Below are 15,864 nucleotides of genomic sequence, written 5' to 3'. Positions count from 1 at the left end.
GCAACTCAATCCTATTTTTCCACTCTGCAAAAAACACGTAGCAACACACGGTCACAAAAACGTTGTGGGAATGCCCGGTGAAGCGGCAACTGTCTTTTAGCCACGTTGATGAGTATGGACGACGCGGTCGGCGTTGCTGCCAGCCAGGCGACCGCGGGCGCATTAACCGCTCATGATGTCACCGTTTTACTGCTCGCGATGTATTTAATGGGCAACCCGGTGCAAAATGTCGGTCGCTGCCTGGAGACAGCCGAAGTGAATGCCAAATATTACCCGCATATCATTACGGTCTGCGTGATTAACGCATTGCTGTCGATTTGGGTTATGCAGCTTATTGTTTAACAAGGAGTTACCATGATTGATTATTCCGCAGCCGGTTTTACCCTGTTGCAGGGAGCGCATTTGTATGCGCCGGAGGATCGGGGTATTTGCGATGTGTTAATCGCTAACGGCAAGATTATCGCCGTTGCCAGCAATATCCCTTCTGACATCGTACCGGACTGCACGGTTGTCGATCTCAGCGGGCAGATCCTCTGTCCGGGTTTTATTGATCAACACGTCCATTTGATTGGCGGCGGCGGTGAAGCTGGCCCCACAACACGCACGCCGGAAGTAGCATTAAGCCGCCTGACGGAAGCGGGCGTCACGTCGGTAGTTGGCCTGCTGGGCACTGACTCTATCTCTCGCCATCCGGAATCCCTACTCGCCAAGACCCGAGCACTCAATGAAGAAGGCATCAGCGCCTGGATGCTGACCGGTGCTTATCATGTACCTTCCCGCACCATTACGGGTTCTGTGGAAAAGGATGTGGCGATTATCGATCGCGTGATTGGCGTGAAATGTGCCATCTCTGATCACCGCTCCGCCGCGCCGGATGTTTACCATCTGGCCAATATGGCAGCAGAATCCCGCGTTGGTGGCTTGCTCGGCGGTAAGCCTGGCGTCACCGTGTTCCACATGGGCGACAGCAAAAAGGCGTTACAGCCCATCTATGACCTCCTGGAAAACTGCGATGTGCCAATCAGTAAGTTGCTGCCGACGCATGTTAACCGCAACGTGCCTTTGTTTGAGCAGGCGCTGGAGTTCGCGCGCCAGGGTGGCACCATCGACATTACCAGCAGCATTGACGAACCGGTCGCCCCTGCCGAAGGTATTGCCCGCGCCGTTCAGGCGGGTATTCCGCTGGCACGCGTCACCCTTAGCTCCGACGGCAACGGCAGCCAACCCTTCTTCGACGACGAAGGGAATTTAACCCATATCGGCGTTGCGGGTTTTGAGACGTTGCTGGAAACCGTACAGGTGCTGGTTAAAGACTACGGTTTCAGTATCAGCGATGCCCTGCGCCCGCTCACCAGTAGCGTAGCCGGTTTCCTTAACCTGACCGGGAAAGGTGAAATCCTGCCAGGTAATGACGCGGATTTGCTGGTATTGACACCGAAGCTGCGCATTGCGCAGGTATACGCTCGCGGCAAACTGATGGTCAAAGACGGCAAGGCGTGTGTGAAAGGAACGTTTGAAACTGCATAAGCGGTTGTCAGCCGCCCGAATAGACGTAGAATGCCCGCACGGGTGGCTGACTGAGTAAAACGCAGGAGATTGTATTTAGCTGACTTTCCCCAACATCGCACTGCACCAACCGCCATGCTGCCAGATCAATTCCAATGTTAGCGGTTCATCGTCGTGGTACAGCATCATCTCCAGACTGATTGCCAGATCGTGGCAATATACTTCTTTCAGACTCACCTGCAATGCTGCAATACGTGGTTCATGAAATAAAAGAGCGGAACGCAACTGGCGGCAATACCAACTCTGGAGACGTTTGTCGCACTTATTATGCCCTTGCCACTCAGGCATGCCAGAAACAAGTAATGTTGGTAGCGGTGAATGAGGAGAATTAAAAAGTTGAAAGAGATCCTGGCATACGGAATCACGCAGCAATGATGTATTGCTTCCTGTTTTTTCAGGTAATACGGTCTGAAGTAATTGGCGCATCATTTTGCGCACTCCTGACGTTTAGCGGCATCGATATCTTGCCCTGACGGCAGGATACCACTGAGTTGATGCTCATTTTCCATAGTCATTCCTTTTTGCTCATTACGTCCGTGACTGATACAGGCCTAATTCTTGCCCGCGAAGTATAAGACCCTGAACAGAAATGAAGATCCACTTACTTTTTATTTAAAAAGATATAATTTGATAAAAATCACTAAATCAGATAGAAACAAATCAATATATTTTGATTATTCCGAATGATTACTCAGATTTAAATAGAGATATAATATTTATAAAAGATATGTAATAAGTAATTATTAAATTATTCATAGTTTATTATTAATAATATATGTTATTACATGGCTACAAGACCCGGTGCAAAGCAGCTCAACTTTGCACCAGAAATAAGGGTTCAGGCGTCAACTTTATCCAATGGCCAGGAGTCAAAGAGATAACCATCAAAATAGATATCATCGACGTTGGAAAATTCCAGCAAACGCTGTTTCACATTTTCCAGATGCTGCCACATTGCCAGCTTCGCCGCACGGGCGTCTTTTTTGATTAACGCCGCGAGGATCTGTTTGTGATCGCCCAGCCACTCTTTGCGGTATAAGCTGTCATCCAGATGGCTGTGCAACTGGATCCACATCGGATTGTTTTCCCGCCACTGCCAGGACTGACGGAACAACTCCACCAGCATACTGTTATGGGTTGCTTCGGCAATGGCGAGGTGAAACTGCATGTCACCGCTTTCGCTGCTGCCCGGCGCACTGGAAGCCAGTTCGCGTTCTTCAAGCTGCAATGCCTGGCGCATTTTCACAATGTCTTCCCGTGTTGCCTGCAAGGCGGCAAACTCGGCTATGTTGCTCTCCAGCAACTGGCGCGCCTGTAACAGCTCAAAAGGACCAGCGTCGTTGCAGGCGTTAACATCTGCGCTGTCCGCACTCTTACTGGTGGAACTGTCAAGAACATAGATACCGGCACCACGGCGTACTTCTACCAGCCCTTTGATCTCCAGCATGATCAATGCTTCACGTACCACAGTACGCGTGACGTCGAGCATTTCTGCGATCTCACGCTCCGGCGGCAGCCGTTCGCCAGGATTGTACGGCGTCTTAATGATCAGATCGCGGATCATTGCCCCGACTTCCTGGTAAGGTCTTTGCGCAGAGGTGGCAGATTTCATGGTGTTGTGTCCGTTAGGTGCGGTTAATCAAATTTTTGCCGGATGCGGCGTGAACGCCTTATCCGGCCTACAACGGGCAATTTTACGGCACCCGTTAATCTCAAACTATACCATTTGCACTGGAAGTTGGCACGTACAGGTGGGCAAAAAAACGAAAACTGGTCAACCAAATATAAATTTGATTGACCAGTCAGTCTGTAGGGTAATCAGTCAGTTACAGAGCAGCCACGCACTCACGCGCACCACGTTCGCACAGTTGCTGATATGCAGTCGTCACCGCGCCAACAAAGTCCGCGTTCTGCGGCAGATCATCGGCAAAAATACCGCTCAGACCCAGCAGAGCTTTCACACGTTCCGCCCCCTGATATTGCGCGTTGATCTTCTGGAACTCCGCCAGCATCGGGTCGACCACGTCGATGGCGTTGCCTTGCTCATCAACCCCTTGGGTGTAACGCATCCAGCCCGCGACACCGAGTGCCAGATGACGCCAGCTACCGCCGTTTTGCAAATGCAAGCGAACAGGATCCAGCAGACGCTGCGGCAACTTCTGGCTGCCGTCCATCGCAATCTGCCAGGTGCGATGACGCAGAGACGGGTTGCTGAAACGCTCGATCAGCAGCGTCGCATACGCGTTCAGGTCTGTACCTTCCGGCATCGACAGCGTCGGCGCTTGTTCCTGCATCATCAGAGCAAAGGCCGCTTTGCGATAATCCGCGTTGGTCATGGTATCAGCGATGGTTTCATAACCACCGAGGTAACCGAGGTACGCCAGGAAAGAGTGACTGCCGTTAAGCATACGCAGTTTCATCATTTCGAACGGAACAACGTCCGCAACGAACTGTGCGCCGACTTTATCCCAGTCCGGGCGACCATTGACGAAGTTATCTTCAATCACCCACTGACGGAACGGCTCGCAGGCAATGGCACACGGATCGTAAACGCCCAACTGGTCAGCAATTTCCTGCAATGTTTCAGGAGTAGCCGCCGGAACAATGCGGTCAACCATTGTGCACGGGAAAGTCACGTTCTCTTCAATCCATGCCGCCAGTTGCGGATCACGAGCCTGAGCCAGTCCCAGTACTGCGACTTTCGCCACATGACCGTTCTCACGCACGTTGTCGCAAGACATCACCGTAAAAGCTTTCAGCCCTTTTTCACGACGCAGACGCAGGGCTTCTACGATGTAACCAATTGCAGACTTCGGCGCGGTCGGGTTTTCCAGATCGTGCTTAATCAGCGGGTTATTGAGATCCAACTGACCGCTTGCCGCGTCGGCACAGTAGCCTTTTTCCGTGACAGTCAGGGAAACAATTGCCGTCTGCGGACGCGCCATCGCGTTCAGAATGCCTTCGCAACCGTCGATTTCAGGGTGCAGCGCTTCTTTCATCGAACCGATAATTTTCAGCTCGGTGCTTTCTGCGCCTTTTTCCGCCACGGTATACAACAGTTGCTGTTTTTTCAGGTTTTCGATCAGCACGCGGTCGTTACCTGGCATCAGGTTAACTTCGCAGATCCCCCAGTCGCTGTCGGTGCTTTCCAGCAAATGGTGGGTATACAGCGCCTGGTGCGCGCGGTGGAACGCCCCGCAACCGAGATGCACAATGCGTGATTCCAGACGAGAATGATCCCATGACGGGCGGGCAACCGGCAGATTGCTGTCAACAATAGTAGTCATCGTAAACTCCAGAATCCGTCTTCAGAGAGTGACGGCAAGGAAGAAGGAACCGGCACGGCGCGAAGCCATGCCGGTGAGTATTAACGGCTAAAGAAAGCGCGTTGGATCGCCAGTTCGACACCGCGAACTTCGGCCAGGCCTTTCAGACGACCAATAGCGGAGTAACCAGGGTTGGTTTTCTTCTTCAGGTCATCCAGCATCTGGTGACCGTGGTCCGGACGCATCGGGATCAGGTCTTCTTTGCCTTCCGCTTTACGACGGTGCTCTTCTTCAACGATCGCTTTCACCACTTCGTACATATCAACGTCACCGTTCAGGTGCGCCGCTTCGTGGAAGGTTTTCGGGTTTTCTTCACGCATGGTGGAACGCAGATGGGTGAAGTAAATACGCGGACCGAACTGCTTGATCATATCAACCAGATCGTTGTCAGCACGCACGCCGTAAGAACCGGTACACATGGTGAAACCGTTCGCCATGCTGTTTACGGTGTCAACCATCCACTGCATATCTTCAATGGTGGAAACGATGCGCGGCAGGCCGAGGATCGGGCGCGGCGGATCGTCCGGGTGAACAGCCATGCGCACGCCAACTTCTTCCGCAACCGGAATGATCGCCTTCAGGAAGACAGCAAAGTTTTCGCGCAGTTTGGCTTTGTCGATATCTTTGTACAGTTCCAGGTGCTTACGGAACTGATCGAGGGTGTAGCCTTCTTCCGCGCCCGGCAGACCCGCAATGATGTTACGAGTCAGACGCGCTTTGTCTTCATCGCTCATGGTGGCGAAGCGTTCTGCTGCCTGAGCAATTTCTTCTTCGGTGTAATCCGCTTCTGCGCCTGGACGTTTCAGGATGTGCATTTCGAATGCAGCAAATTCGATCTGGTCGAAGCGCAGTGCTTTGGAGCCGTCCGGTAGCACATATTCGAGGTCAGTACGGGTCCAGTCGAGAACCGGCATGAAGTTGTAGCACACGGTGCGAATGCCGCACTGCGCCAGGTTGCGCAGGGTCTGCTGATAGTTAGCAATCCACTGCTCATAGTTGCCAGTGTGAGTTTTGATATCTTCGTGAATTGGCACGCTTTCCACGACAGACCACACCAGGCCCGCGTCTTCAATGATAGCCTTGCGTTTGAGGATTTCTTCAACGGACCATACTTCGCCGTTCGGGATATGGTGCAGCGCGGTAACCACGCCAGTTGCGCCCGCCTGACGGACATCTGCTAAAGAAACCGGATCGTTAGGGCCGTACCAGCGCCAGGTCTGTTCCATGATATTTCCTCTTTCACATAGCGGGTTCCACAGCGAAGAGACGCGGAACCCCGGAGTTGTTTAGGTATCCGGATGAACAACCAGACCGCAGCCGTGGCGTTGCATCGGATGAGATGGCGTATAAGTTCTACCTTTTGGTAAGACATGTCAACCCGAATTCTAAAATTGGTTAACCACATCACAAGAAATCCACTCTCACACAGGTTGATGCAAATTACAGCAAAGGGTATTCAGCGGTTATTGATCGGGGGATGTGATATTCATCGCAACAATGGTTGACCAATTTGCATAACATGTCGCCCAAAATAGCAATGGTTCAACCAGGTAAGGTAAAACGTTATGCATGTGCTTAACATTCTTTGGGTGGTATTCGGCATCGGCCTGATGCTGGTACTGAATTTGAAGTTCAAGATCAACTCGATGGTGGCTTTGCTGGTGGCAGCGTTGTCCGTTGGGATGCTGGCGGGTATGGATCTGATGTCGCTGCTGCACACCATGAAAGCGGGCTTTGGCAACACGCTGGGGGAACTGGCGATCATCGTGGTGTTCGGTGCGGTCATCGGTAAGCTGATGGTTGACTCTGGTGCGGCTCACCAGATAGCGCACACGCTGCTGGCGCGTCTCGGCCTGCGCTATGTTCAGATATCGGTGATCATCATCGGCCTGATTTTCGGTCTGGCGATGTTCTATGAAGTGGCCTTTATCATGCTGGCACCGCTGGTGATCGTGATTGCCGCCGAAGCTAAAATTCCCTTCCTGAAACTGGCTATCCCGGCAGTAGCGGCTGCAACCACCGCACATTCACTGTTCCCACCGCAGCCGGGTCCGGTGGCGCTGGTCAATGCTTACGGCGCAGATATGGGGATGGTTTACATCTATGGCGTGCTGGTGACTATTCCCAGCGTTATCTGTGCGGGGCTGATCCTGCCGAAGTTTCTCGGTAATCTTGAGCGCCCAACGCCGTCATTCCTGAAAGCGGATCAACCGGTAGATATGAATAACCTGCCCTCTTTCGGCATTTCCATTCTTGTGCCGTTGATCCCGGCGATCATTATGATCTCCACCACCATCGCTAATATTTGGTTAGTAAAAGACACACCGGCATGGGAAGTGGTTAACTTTATTGGTTCCTCCCCAATTGCGATGTTTATCGCGATGGTGGTTGCGTTCGTACTCTTTGGCACCGCACGCGGCCACGACATGCAGTGGGTGATGAACGCCTTTGAAAGCGCGGTAAAAAGTATTGCGATGGTGATTCTGATCATCGGTGCAGGCGGCGTGCTGAAGCAAACCATTATCGACACAGGCATTGGTGACACCATCGGCATGCTGATGTCGCACGGCAACATTTCTCCATACATCATGGCGTGGCTGATCACCGTGCTGATTCGTCTGGCGACTGGTCAGGGTGTCGTTTCAGCGATGACCGCCGCCGGGATTATCAGTGCCGCAATTCTTGATCCGGCAACCGGTCAATTGGTTGGTGTAAATCCGGCGCTGCTGGTTCTGGCAACTGCCGCGGGTTCCAACACCCTCACCCACATTAACGATGCCTCTTTCTGGCTGTTCAAAGGTTATTTTGATCTGTCAGTAAAAGACACCCTGAAAACCTGGGGTCTGCTGGAGCTGGTCAACTCCGTGGTTGGGCTGATTATTGTGTTGATTATCAGTATGGTGGCGTAAAGGAATATCAGAGCCTGCCATTGGCAGGCTCAGTTCGGATGGTTGGCAACGTGCGCCTTGTTTATGCCAGATGCGGCGCTGGCGCGTCTTATCTGGCCTACAAAAAGCTAACATACAGGTTTTGTAAGCCTGATAGCCATCAGGCAAATATTGCGTACTCGCATTGGCAACCCCTGTGATTTCTTTATTGATAAACAAAAGTCACACCAATAATTGACTGCACATTACCTGCAGTCACCTGCCCTCCAGTACGTGCGTAATTTGCCGTTAACCCAAGACTTACCGCTGAAGTCCCTACTGCCCCTAATGACACAGTGCTATTCGCTGGAATAATCGTACCGTTGCGCGTCAACTGCACGCCGACGCCCTGTGCTGGCGAAAACGACGCCGTGTTGGTGAAAATCGAGTTGTCCGCATCTGCGGTTGTACCTGAAAGGTAATACCCCAGGTTTTGGCTTTTCGCACAATAAACAGTAAGAGGAATCGGCACCGAGCCGGGGTAGTCCGGCAGAGTGACGGTGACATCTCGCGCAGAAACATCACAACCACCGGTAGGCACCACCACATCGTTATTGGCATAAATATTCCAGACAAACTGGAAATCATCGCCGTTATAGTTGTTGGTCTGGCGCAAAATGAGCACGGCTATTAATGAACCAGCCTTAATCGCCACTCCGCCCGCACTGCTGACAGGCGTCAGATAAAGCGCCACTGGCCAGGGCTTATCCGTTCTCGAATTATAAACAACGCGTGGCGTTTCGCTGGTGGTAGGAAAAGGATAGCTACTGCCATTATATTTTACGGTTCCGGAAAAATTAGATAACACGCCGCCATAAGCTGAACCTCGTTGCAGTGTTACATAGTCTGTAATGGTTTCCGGGTAATCGTTATGGCAAAAGATCTGCGTCGAAAGATCCACAACCAGGTTTTGCCCCACATTCACTGCGGGCGCAAGGTTAACATAGACATTGGCGCTGCCGCCGCCAATAGGAATAGCCGTACCATTAGCGGTTTTACAGGCGAATGACCAGGCATTTACCGACCAGCCCATCAGCAGTACAGCAAACAAGGTAATAACGCGTTTCATTACAATCATCTCTTCGGGTTAGCTGTAGGTATAGGTGATGCTAATCACTGCCTGAATGGTTCCCTGGGTGGCACCACCATTTACCGTCAATGCTCTGACCTGCAACGGAAAGTGCGCAGATTGAGAGGAATCATCCACCTGAACAGTTTTGGTTGCGCCGGTGTTCAATGTGTTGCCGTTGTCATCCTGTAGCTCTAACTGGATGTTTTGCGCGGTTCCCTGGTTTTTATAATATCCGGTGCTGTCAGCCGCCCCGCTGAAACTGGCGGTGACTCTGGACGTTCCCACCGGACAATTCGTCAACTCAAGCGCAACATCATGCCAGGACGATGCCGCTCCGGCAGACATCAGGCTGAAAGAATAAAGATCGCCGAGATCAACCGTGGCATTGGTGGTGGAAACTGTGCACGGTTTGGCGACGACCTTACCATTCACCGTAATGGTGACATCGGCTGCCCGTACCGTCGCGCTTGCGAGCGCCAACATTGCCGCCAATAAATACCCACGTTTGCGCCATTTCATGAGCATCTCCAGTTACTGATATTCAAGAGTGAAGGTTGCCGTGGCATTGATATGCCCCGCAGTGACAGGCACCTGTGTCGCCATTAGCCGGGCGTAAAAATTCAGCGTATTTGGTTTACCCGGCGTCAGGGTCGTCCACGAAATCGCGGACGATGGGGCATTAAGTGGTATCTGATTTTGTTGCTCATTCAGAAGCTGTATTCCCAGTCCCGCAGCCGCTGACACAGTCTTTTCAAGTGCAAGCAGGTTGGAATTATGACTATCTGCAACACCGGTAAATCCGATCTTTACAGCAGAGACGGCATTACCACAGGGTGACAGCAAAATACGAAAAGGAACGACCGGAGTCGTCGCCCCAATGTTGTTAAATTGCTTCGCCGCATTTTCCAGCAAATCAACGGTAAAATTGGTTGATTCAACTGCCACACTACAGCCGTTATCCCTGACATAGCCGCGGATAGTAATCGTGCTATCCGCAGCCAAAGCGTGACTGACAACCAGCCACAAAAAAGCGCACAGAAGATAAAAAGGTTTGCTTTTCATCACGCCCCCTTAACGACATTCAACTGATAGCTGGGTTAATAACTGCTGCTGACTCTCAGGTGGCAGTTTGTAATCTGCGACACAGTGAGCATTCTCCCCTTCTCCCCATTTCACCTGAACTTTTCCCGCTAAAGGCATCCCGCTGAGGTAAACCTGGCCATTATCCGCAACAATGCCGCTACTCTGGCTACTCTCTGATGTGACCATCGCACCAAACGGCAGCGGCTTATTATTGTGGGTCAGCGTCATGAGCAGTTTTATCCCAACGCGCGCTTTAAACTCTGCTCGCACGATTGCCCCACGGGTGGGAACAACGTTAGCGACCGCGTTATCTAAATCGACGTTATCAGCCAGGGTATTGGTATCCAGTGCCACTCTATTTTCCCGATATTCAGTGGCATAAGGCAGCACGGCATAACCGCGCCAGTCGGTACGAACACCTGTCTGGTTTTCGACTTTTACATCTTTTGCTCCAGGCGCTTTAATCAGCACAACCGTATCGTTTAACGGCTGCCCCAGCGTTACGCCATTGGCATGGGCCAATACCCCACCGCTGACTCCGTAATAGACCTGCTTAATATCATCGCTATGGCTGTAACCTATGTTGGCATTGCCATAACCGCCGCGATAATTCAGCGCTGCGTAGCCTGTACTTCCGCTATTCCCATCGCCACCTCCGGCATATCCGGTTTGTACGCTGTAGCTTAGGTTGTTGTCTTCCAGCAACGTACCGTATACACCGGCCAGGTTGGTCATCCGACCATTGAGATCGTGTGACATGCTGTAGCTGGCACTGGCATGTCGCCACTGAGATTTACTGTCAGAACGCAGCCAGTGGCTGAAAGGAATATTGACGTTAAGAGCCAACATCTGATCTCGTCCTTTTTGCCAGGCGTTTTTCGTCAGGCTATAGCTGAGCGTCCAGTTGATATCCTCGAATGCGGTATTTAATCCGGCCTGGAATTGCTCATCGACATTACTCGTTCCCCAATAAGTCTGATGGCTACCACTCAAATAAAGTGTTGATGTGCGCCCAACTTGCTGAGTGACAGTAAGTTGTAGTTTTCCGCGTTTGTTATAAGCGAGGTTGTAATAGTCGGTGAATTTCGGCTTAACCTGAATAACACCATCCTGCGTTTCAATGTTGTAGCCATTCATTCGGCGGTATGTTGTATCAGCGAAATTGAAATATCCGCTGGTCGAATAGCGGTAACCCACTAACTGAATATTCGTGCCTGACTCATTGAGCGATTTGTTATAAAGAAAACGCACTGATTGTCCGTCATGCTGACTTTCATCGGGAAGTGTGGCATTAGCCTGCGTCATATCCACGGACAGAGCCCCCAATGTCCCCATGTTTTTCCCGACACCGAAATTAAAAGCACGATAACGATCCGCCAGTTGAGTACCGCCGTATATTGTCCAGCCAGCCGGGAGGCCGTGGAGTAACGTACTCTGGAAAAAGCGGGGGTTTTCCTGTTGCGCATTACCACTGCGGTACTCTCCAGCCGTAATGGAATAACGTGTATGTCCCTCACGCTGCAGGAGCGGTACTGACGAATAGGGTACGGTAAAGATCTGTGTGCTGCCGTCGGCCTCTTTAATCGTTACCTGCAAGTCACCACTATTACCTGCGGCATAGAGATCATTAATAGTAAAAGGCCCCGGTGGCACCGTACTATTATAAATGTCATACCCGTTCTGTTTAATAGATACTTGTGCAGTACCACGTGCAATACCGTGGATCACCGGGGCAAATCCTCTCTGGCTATCGGGTAACATATTGTCATCTGAGGCCAACTGTGCGCCGCGAAAGTTAATACCATCGAAAATATCGCCCTGGGTATAACCATCGCCCAACGTCAGGCGAGAACGTAACGGAATTATGTCTCGCTCAAGCCAGGTATTGATATGTTGCCATTTATTTTTGCTACCTGATGAACTGCCGCTACTGTTATAACTCCAGGTAGTATTGTCGCGTAAACGCCACGCACCAATATTTAACCCACTCTGCAGGTTTAAATATGCATAATGGCTGTTACCCCCAATCCGATTCTGCACACTATTTCCACTGAAGTTATAATTGAGTAATCCGGCATTAATACCTGAATCCCACAACTCTGGTGGAATATAGCCACGCGCACGCTGATTCATAAATGCCTGCGGGATCGTGAGGTTAAGCCGCTGCAGGCCAACATCTAAATGCGCAGTGGCTTCATTGATCATCGAAGTTAATGGTACGCAGGCATCAGCCGCCAGCAGATTCATACCGGAAACAGAGGCCGTATTCAGCCCCATACTGGCGAGTTGTGCGCGTGTCAGACAAGGGACAATCCCTTGTTCACTCTCCCCCGTATTAAACGTGACATCTCGTGTTGCCATATAACCATTATTCATATAGATATCGACACGATACGTTCCCGGCGGTAATTCTTGTCCATTTTCAAAACTCGATAAATCGGCAACAGCCTGAGGATCATCCGCTAAAAAGCGCGGGTTAAAATAGAGTTCGGCAGATGAAAAAGGTGCCTGTGCAGCAAATGCACAGGCAACAGAGAGCCGGATAAAAAAACCAGCCAGACAAGGCTTACGATTATGCAAGCATTGCGTGTTTCGCTGGTAAAATCTTAAATTCAGATATGACATTATTCCTCCGGTTTAAAATCACCCGGCAGTCAATTCTTTTTATTCAGGCGAAAAATTCCCCCTGCGTTATTCCATTACGCCCTTCATTTTTGGGGTAAGTGCACCATAATCATTTATTGTTCGATAAGTTATGCTGCTTCCGGCATCAGAAGGCAATTTAACCGTGCTTTCGCCCATTGGAGGCACCAATGCATTATCAAGAATCCGAGTTCCGGCATTAAGCTCTGTTACCGTCAGGTAATAGGGTGTCGGGTTAATCAGCGTCAGAGAATTTGTGCCGCGACGGAATCTTAATTTTTCTGCGGCCTGATCGGGTGGCAACGCTAATTTAGCCGGGCGGTAATAGAGTTTAATGCGGCTGATTATCGCGAGCTGTAACGTATTCTCGTTCAATTTTGATTTATCCATTGACGGAATCGCTTTTACATTCATCCAGAACAAACTTTCCCGATCCTGCGGCAATTGATTATTTGTGGCATCAAGAATACGCAGGGTATTCTCTTTTTTTCCCTTCATCGCAAACAGAGGTGGCGTCACAATAAAACGACCATCCTTTACACCATCAGCATTTTCTACCCATGATTGAATTAAATAAGTGCTATTTTCATCATTATTTGTCACGGCAAGTTGAACTTGTTTCTGCCCTGCCGGATAAATTACGCGAGTCGCACCTAATGCCACTCCCGCTTCAGCGCGTCCGGCAAGCATCATTGCAACGATCATCAGGATACCTGCCAGTAAGCAGAATGTTATTTCCTGCGATTTTCTTACATTGACGTTTTTATTACTCACTGTCCTGTTCCTGTTATCACAATATCTGCTGAACAATTACTGATAGGTTAAGGAGAACCAGGCCTGAGCATTAGCCATGCCGCCAGTAACCCAACGCCCTGTTGCGCGATATTTAGCAATGAAATGTAGCGAAGTCGCGCCTGAGTAAAGCCGTTTCCAGTGTATTGGTGGACGATTAATCGGTACGAGGTTTCCCTCGTCATCAAACAAGGCAATACCAACATTGGTTGCAATTCCCGGCCCCTCACCCACAGAAAGCACATCCGGATTTTTGCCATCAGCGACACCGTAAAACGCCACGCCCACACGTTCACTCACCACCGTGCTACATTCCCGTAAATGAATAACAAACGGCACCGGGGCGCTATCTTCCCCTACCGCATGAAACCGGTTACTACTGATTTGCCCCATATTGACCGTCATTTGTTTGTCACCTGCTTCAATCCGGCAAGCTTCCGCAATAATGACGCCCTGAAATTGCATATTTCCACCGGGCAACGTGGTGTTCCATTTATTTCCGGCCAGTGCAAACATCGGCAGTAACGACGCTACTAGAAATAATTTCGTCCTTTTCATCGTTATTTTTATCGCGCAGGGGGCGGGCATCCTTGCCCATAATTATTTCCCTAAAACCTGAGTGGATTATTGATACTGAACCTTGAAGGTTGCATCCGCATTAGCAGCACCCGGGGTTGCCTCCCCGATTGCATAATAACGCGCCTGGAACGGAATGGTGTTAGTGCCATTATTCAGGGTTGTTTGTGCGCTAAATGTCGCACCGTCCAACGTCAGCGCATTGCCTGTTCTGTCAAGGATCTGCACACCAACGTTTGTTGCGCTACCTGCAGCAGAACTCTGCAGAGCCAGTACTTTAGGATTAGTGCTGTCAATCGCTGTGCCCAAGAAGGCAACAGCGGCTGTGCTTGCAACAGCAGTATCGCAATCATTCAGTTGAATGTTAAAACCGACAGCAGAGCTGGTTGCTCCAGCCTGCTTCAGAGTAGCAGTACGAACCTGGCCCAACTGAACGGTTTGATCAACAGAACCCGCATCAACCGCACAAGCAGCATTAACGATTTCCCCTTTAAAGTGAACGGTCCCACCATTTACCGTCGTGGGAGTAGTATCGGCCAAAGCCGCTGTAGAACTGAGGGACAGCGCCGACAGAACAACAATTGCCAGAGTTTTAATTTTCATACTGCTTTCCTTTTTAAATCTACGTATAAATCGACATGGGCAGTCGTTCTGTACACTTTGTTCAGATAGATAGTTTGACTGCCAACACTGCACAGTTTTCCCCAAAAAAATGAAACATTTGGGGCCAAACTGTCCATATCATAAAAAAGTTTTGTGTTTTTTCTCAAGCATAAAAATATAAAAAATCGACGAAAACCAGCTAACCATTTGATATGTAAATTATTTCTCTTGTAAATTAATTTCACATTGCCTCCGCGTTACGTAAAGATAGCGTTTCTGACTCTCGAAGCAACTTCCTCATTCTTCTCTTCAAAAACCACCTCATATAGCATAAAAATCTATAAAATCAATTAAATAAAGTTCATTAATCCAACGAATAAACTAAATAAGTAAGCGAGCGATGCTTTCCTCTATGAGTCAAAATGGCCCCAATTGTCTTGTATTAATCTAATTTTTTATTTTTTTATCAATAGGTTACATTAAGCCTCTTCTCTTTTTAAATTTTCATTTATTAGATTATTTCTTTCCCATAATCCGGCAAAACGTGCGGCATTACTGGCGGTATAACGCACAGTATGGCGAATATTTCGATGCCCCAGATAATCCTGAATTAAACGAGTATCTGCACCGCGCTCGGCCAGTTCATAACCGCAAGCATGTCTTAACATATGAGGGTGAGTCTGCGTCACGGTTCCAGCTTCAACACCCGCATCACGAATGATGCGATAGGCCTGCTGGCGAGAAAGTCGGCTTCCACGACGAGAAATAAATATGGCATCGGTCTGGTCAGCACCTTTCCAGTTAGAACGTTCAAGGGTCCAGCGTTCTACAGCCTCACGCTCGTCGAAACGTAGTGGATGGACAGTAGAAAATCCGTTCTTCAGCCGACGAATATTTATCCGGCCTTCATTGAGATCAAGATCCTGATAATGAAGATCAAGTAGCTCACTAATACGCATCCCGTGCCGATATGCCAACAGAATAAGACAATAATCTCTGGCACCCGTTGCCCCATAGCAAACCGCTTGCATCATTGCCTGAACTTCTTTACCGGTAAGATAGCGACGTTTACTCACAATAGTAGTACTCCTGAACTGGGTTATATTTGAATGAATACCTATAGGAAAACCTCAATCGGTTAAAATTAGCCCAATAGATAAAAAGATAATCACACACGACATTGAGCGATTATCAGACGTTCACATTAAATATCATACAAAAATAAAATATCACTGATGTGACAAAATCTATTTTCATTGATTTAATTCAATATAAC

At 49.6% G+C, this 15,864-nt stretch carries 14 protein-coding genes and 1 pseudogene; 3 read left to right on the top strand and 12 right to left on the bottom strand.

The features are described 5' to 3' along the window. Positions 1 to 67 precede the first annotated feature (67 nt). Both A9587_RS07885 and iadA read left to right on the top strand, forming a co-directional pair. Positions 68 to 342, top strand: a pseudogene (locus A9587_RS07885) (hypothetical protein); the annotation flags it as partial. 12 nt (positions 343 to 354) lie between these two features. Further along, positions 355 to 1,527: a beta-aspartyl-peptidase gene (iadA, locus tag A9587_RS07880; protein ID WP_016249540.1), complete on the top strand. Its 1,173-nt coding sequence runs from the start codon at positions 355 to 357 to the stop codon at positions 1,525 to 1,527. A gap of 75 nt (positions 1,528 to 1,602) precedes the next feature. Here iadA and iraD read toward each other — a convergent pair whose 3' ends face one another. From iraD to uxuA, 4 genes are all read right to left on the bottom strand, one after another. Further along, on the bottom strand, positions 1,603 to 1,995 hold the full coding sequence (iraD, locus tag A9587_RS07875; RefSeq protein ID WP_001517680.1) for an anti-adapter protein IraD: 393 nt from the start codon (positions 1,993 to 1,995) through the stop codon (positions 1,603 to 1,605). A gap of 409 nt (positions 1,996 to 2,404) precedes the next feature. Beyond that, entirely contained in the window at positions 2,405 to 3,178 is a 774-nt protein-coding gene (gene uxuR, locus A9587_RS07870; protein ID WP_000833695.1) for a Uxu operon transcriptional regulator, read from the bottom strand. A 214-nt stretch (positions 3,179 to 3,392) separates the two neighbouring features. Beyond that, the gene (locus A9587_RS07865; protein ID WP_016262830.1) at positions 3,393 to 4,853 is read right to left on the bottom strand and encodes a fructuronate reductase; all 1,461 of its coding nucleotides are present in this window, start codon (positions 4,851 to 4,853) and stop codon (positions 3,393 to 3,395) included. Between the two features lie 80 nt (positions 4,854 to 4,933). Further along, the gene (gene uxuA, locus A9587_RS07860) at positions 4,934 to 6,118 is read right to left on the bottom strand and encodes a mannonate dehydratase (protein ID WP_001517676.1); all 1,185 of its coding nucleotides are present in this window, start codon (positions 6,116 to 6,118) and stop codon (positions 4,934 to 4,936) included. Positions 6,119 to 6,457: 339 nt separating this feature from the next. Between uxuA and gntP the strand changes: the two genes are divergently transcribed. Next, positions 6,458 to 7,801, top strand: coding sequence for a gluconate permease GntP (gene gntP, locus A9587_RS07850; protein WP_000558241.1), 1,344 nt, complete (start codon positions 6,458 to 6,460; stop codon positions 7,799 to 7,801). A 184-nt stretch (positions 7,802 to 7,985) separates the two neighbouring features. Here the strand turns inward: gntP and fimH are convergent, their stop codons facing one another. From fimH to fimE, 8 genes are all read right to left on the bottom strand, one after another. Then, positions 7,986 to 8,888, bottom strand: coding sequence for a type 1 fimbria D-mannose specific adhesin FimH (gene fimH / locus A9587_RS07845; RefSeq protein ID WP_010378345.1), 903 nt, complete (start codon positions 8,886 to 8,888; stop codon positions 7,986 to 7,988). An 18-nt stretch (positions 8,889 to 8,906) separates the two neighbouring features. Beyond that, a complete protein-coding gene (gene fimG, locus A9587_RS07840) occupies positions 8,907 to 9,410 on the bottom strand; it encodes a type 1 fimbria minor subunit FimG (protein WP_000872022.1) in 504 nt (167 codons plus the stop codon). A 12-nt stretch (positions 9,411 to 9,422) separates the two neighbouring features. Next, positions 9,423 to 9,953, bottom strand: coding sequence for a type 1 fimbria minor subunit FimF (fimF, locus tag A9587_RS07835; RefSeq protein WP_000837649.1), 531 nt, complete (start codon positions 9,951 to 9,953; stop codon positions 9,423 to 9,425). 9 nt (positions 9,954 to 9,962) lie between these two features. Next, the gene (fimD, locus tag A9587_RS07830) at positions 9,963 to 12,599 is read right to left on the bottom strand and encodes a fimbrial usher FimD (protein WP_000120906.1); all 2,637 of its coding nucleotides are present in this window, start codon (positions 12,597 to 12,599) and stop codon (positions 9,963 to 9,965) included. A gap of 66 nt (positions 12,600 to 12,665) precedes the next feature. Continuing rightward, positions 12,666 to 13,391 carry a type 1 fimbria chaperone FimC gene (gene fimC, locus A9587_RS07825; RefSeq protein WP_001517673.1) on the bottom strand — a complete coding sequence of 242 codons (726 nt, stop codon included), beginning with the start codon at positions 13,389 to 13,391 and terminating at the stop codon, positions 12,666 to 12,668. Positions 13,392 to 13,427: 36 nt separating this feature from the next. Beyond that, positions 13,428 to 13,967 carry a fimbrial protein gene (locus A9587_RS07820; protein ID WP_105263731.1) on the bottom strand — a complete coding sequence of 180 codons (540 nt, stop codon included), beginning with the start codon at positions 13,965 to 13,967 and terminating at the stop codon, positions 13,428 to 13,430. A 66-nt stretch (positions 13,968 to 14,033) separates the two neighbouring features. After that, a complete protein-coding gene (gene fimA / locus A9587_RS07815) occupies positions 14,034 to 14,588 on the bottom strand; it encodes a type 1 fimbrial major subunit FimA (protein ID WP_085448609.1) in 555 nt (184 codons plus the stop codon). Between the two features lie 479 nt (positions 14,589 to 15,067). Next, on the bottom strand, positions 15,068 to 15,664 hold the full coding sequence (gene fimE / locus A9587_RS07805) for a type 1 fimbria switch DNA invertase FimE (RefSeq protein ID WP_000044701.1): 597 nt from the start codon (positions 15,662 to 15,664) through the stop codon (positions 15,068 to 15,070). Between the last annotated feature and the right edge of the window lie 200 nt (positions 15,665 to 15,864).

The sequence above is a fragment of the Escherichia sp. MOD1-EC6162 genome (genome assembly GCF_002965125.1).
Classification (GTDB): Bacteria; Pseudomonadota; Gammaproteobacteria; order Enterobacterales; family Enterobacteriaceae; genus Escherichia; species Escherichia marmotae.
This window is presented reverse-complemented; position numbering and strand designations above follow the sequence as displayed.

Bases quoted from the DNA above. Each gene is read 5' to 3' on its own strand.
- A9587_RS07865 (WP_016262830.1), bottom strand. From the start codon at position 4,853: ATGACTACTATTGTTGACAGCAATCTGCCGGTTGCCCGCCCGTCATGG.
- uxuA (WP_001517676.1), bottom strand. From the start codon at position 6,118: ATGGAACAGACCTGGCGCTGGTACGGCCCTAACGATCCGGTTTCTTTA.
- fimA (WP_085448609.1), bottom strand. From the start codon at position 14,588: ATGAAAATTAAAACTCTGGCAATTGTTGTTCTGTCGGCGCTGTCCCTC.
- fimH (WP_010378345.1), bottom strand. From the start codon at position 8,888: ATGAAACGCGTTATTACCTTGTTTGCTGTACTGCTGATGGGCTGGTCG.
- iadA (WP_016249540.1), top strand. From the start codon at position 355: ATGATTGATTATTCCGCAGCCGGTTTTACCCTGTTGCAGGGAGCGCAT.
- gntP (WP_000558241.1), top strand. From the start codon at position 6,458: ATGCATGTGCTTAACATTCTTTGGGTGGTATTCGGCATCGGCCTGATG.
- uxuR (WP_000833695.1), bottom strand. From the start codon at position 3,178: ATGAAATCTGCCACCTCTGCGCAAAGACCTTACCAGGAAGTCGGGGCA.
- A9587_RS07820 (WP_105263731.1), bottom strand. From the start codon at position 13,967: ATGAAAAGGACGAAATTATTTCTAGTAGCGTCGTTACTGCCGATGTTT.
- fimD (WP_000120906.1), bottom strand. From the start codon at position 12,599: ATGTCATATCTGAATTTAAGATTTTACCAGCGAAACACGCAATGCTTG.
- iraD (WP_001517680.1), bottom strand. From the start codon at position 1,995: ATGATGCGCCAATTACTTCAGACCGTATTACCTGAAAAAACAGGAAGC.
- fimG (WP_000872022.1), bottom strand. From the start codon at position 9,410: ATGAAATGGCGCAAACGTGGGTATTTATTGGCGGCAATGTTGGCGCTC.
- fimF (WP_000837649.1), bottom strand. From the start codon at position 9,953: ATGAAAAGCAAACCTTTTTATCTTCTGTGCGCTTTTTTGTGGCTGGTT.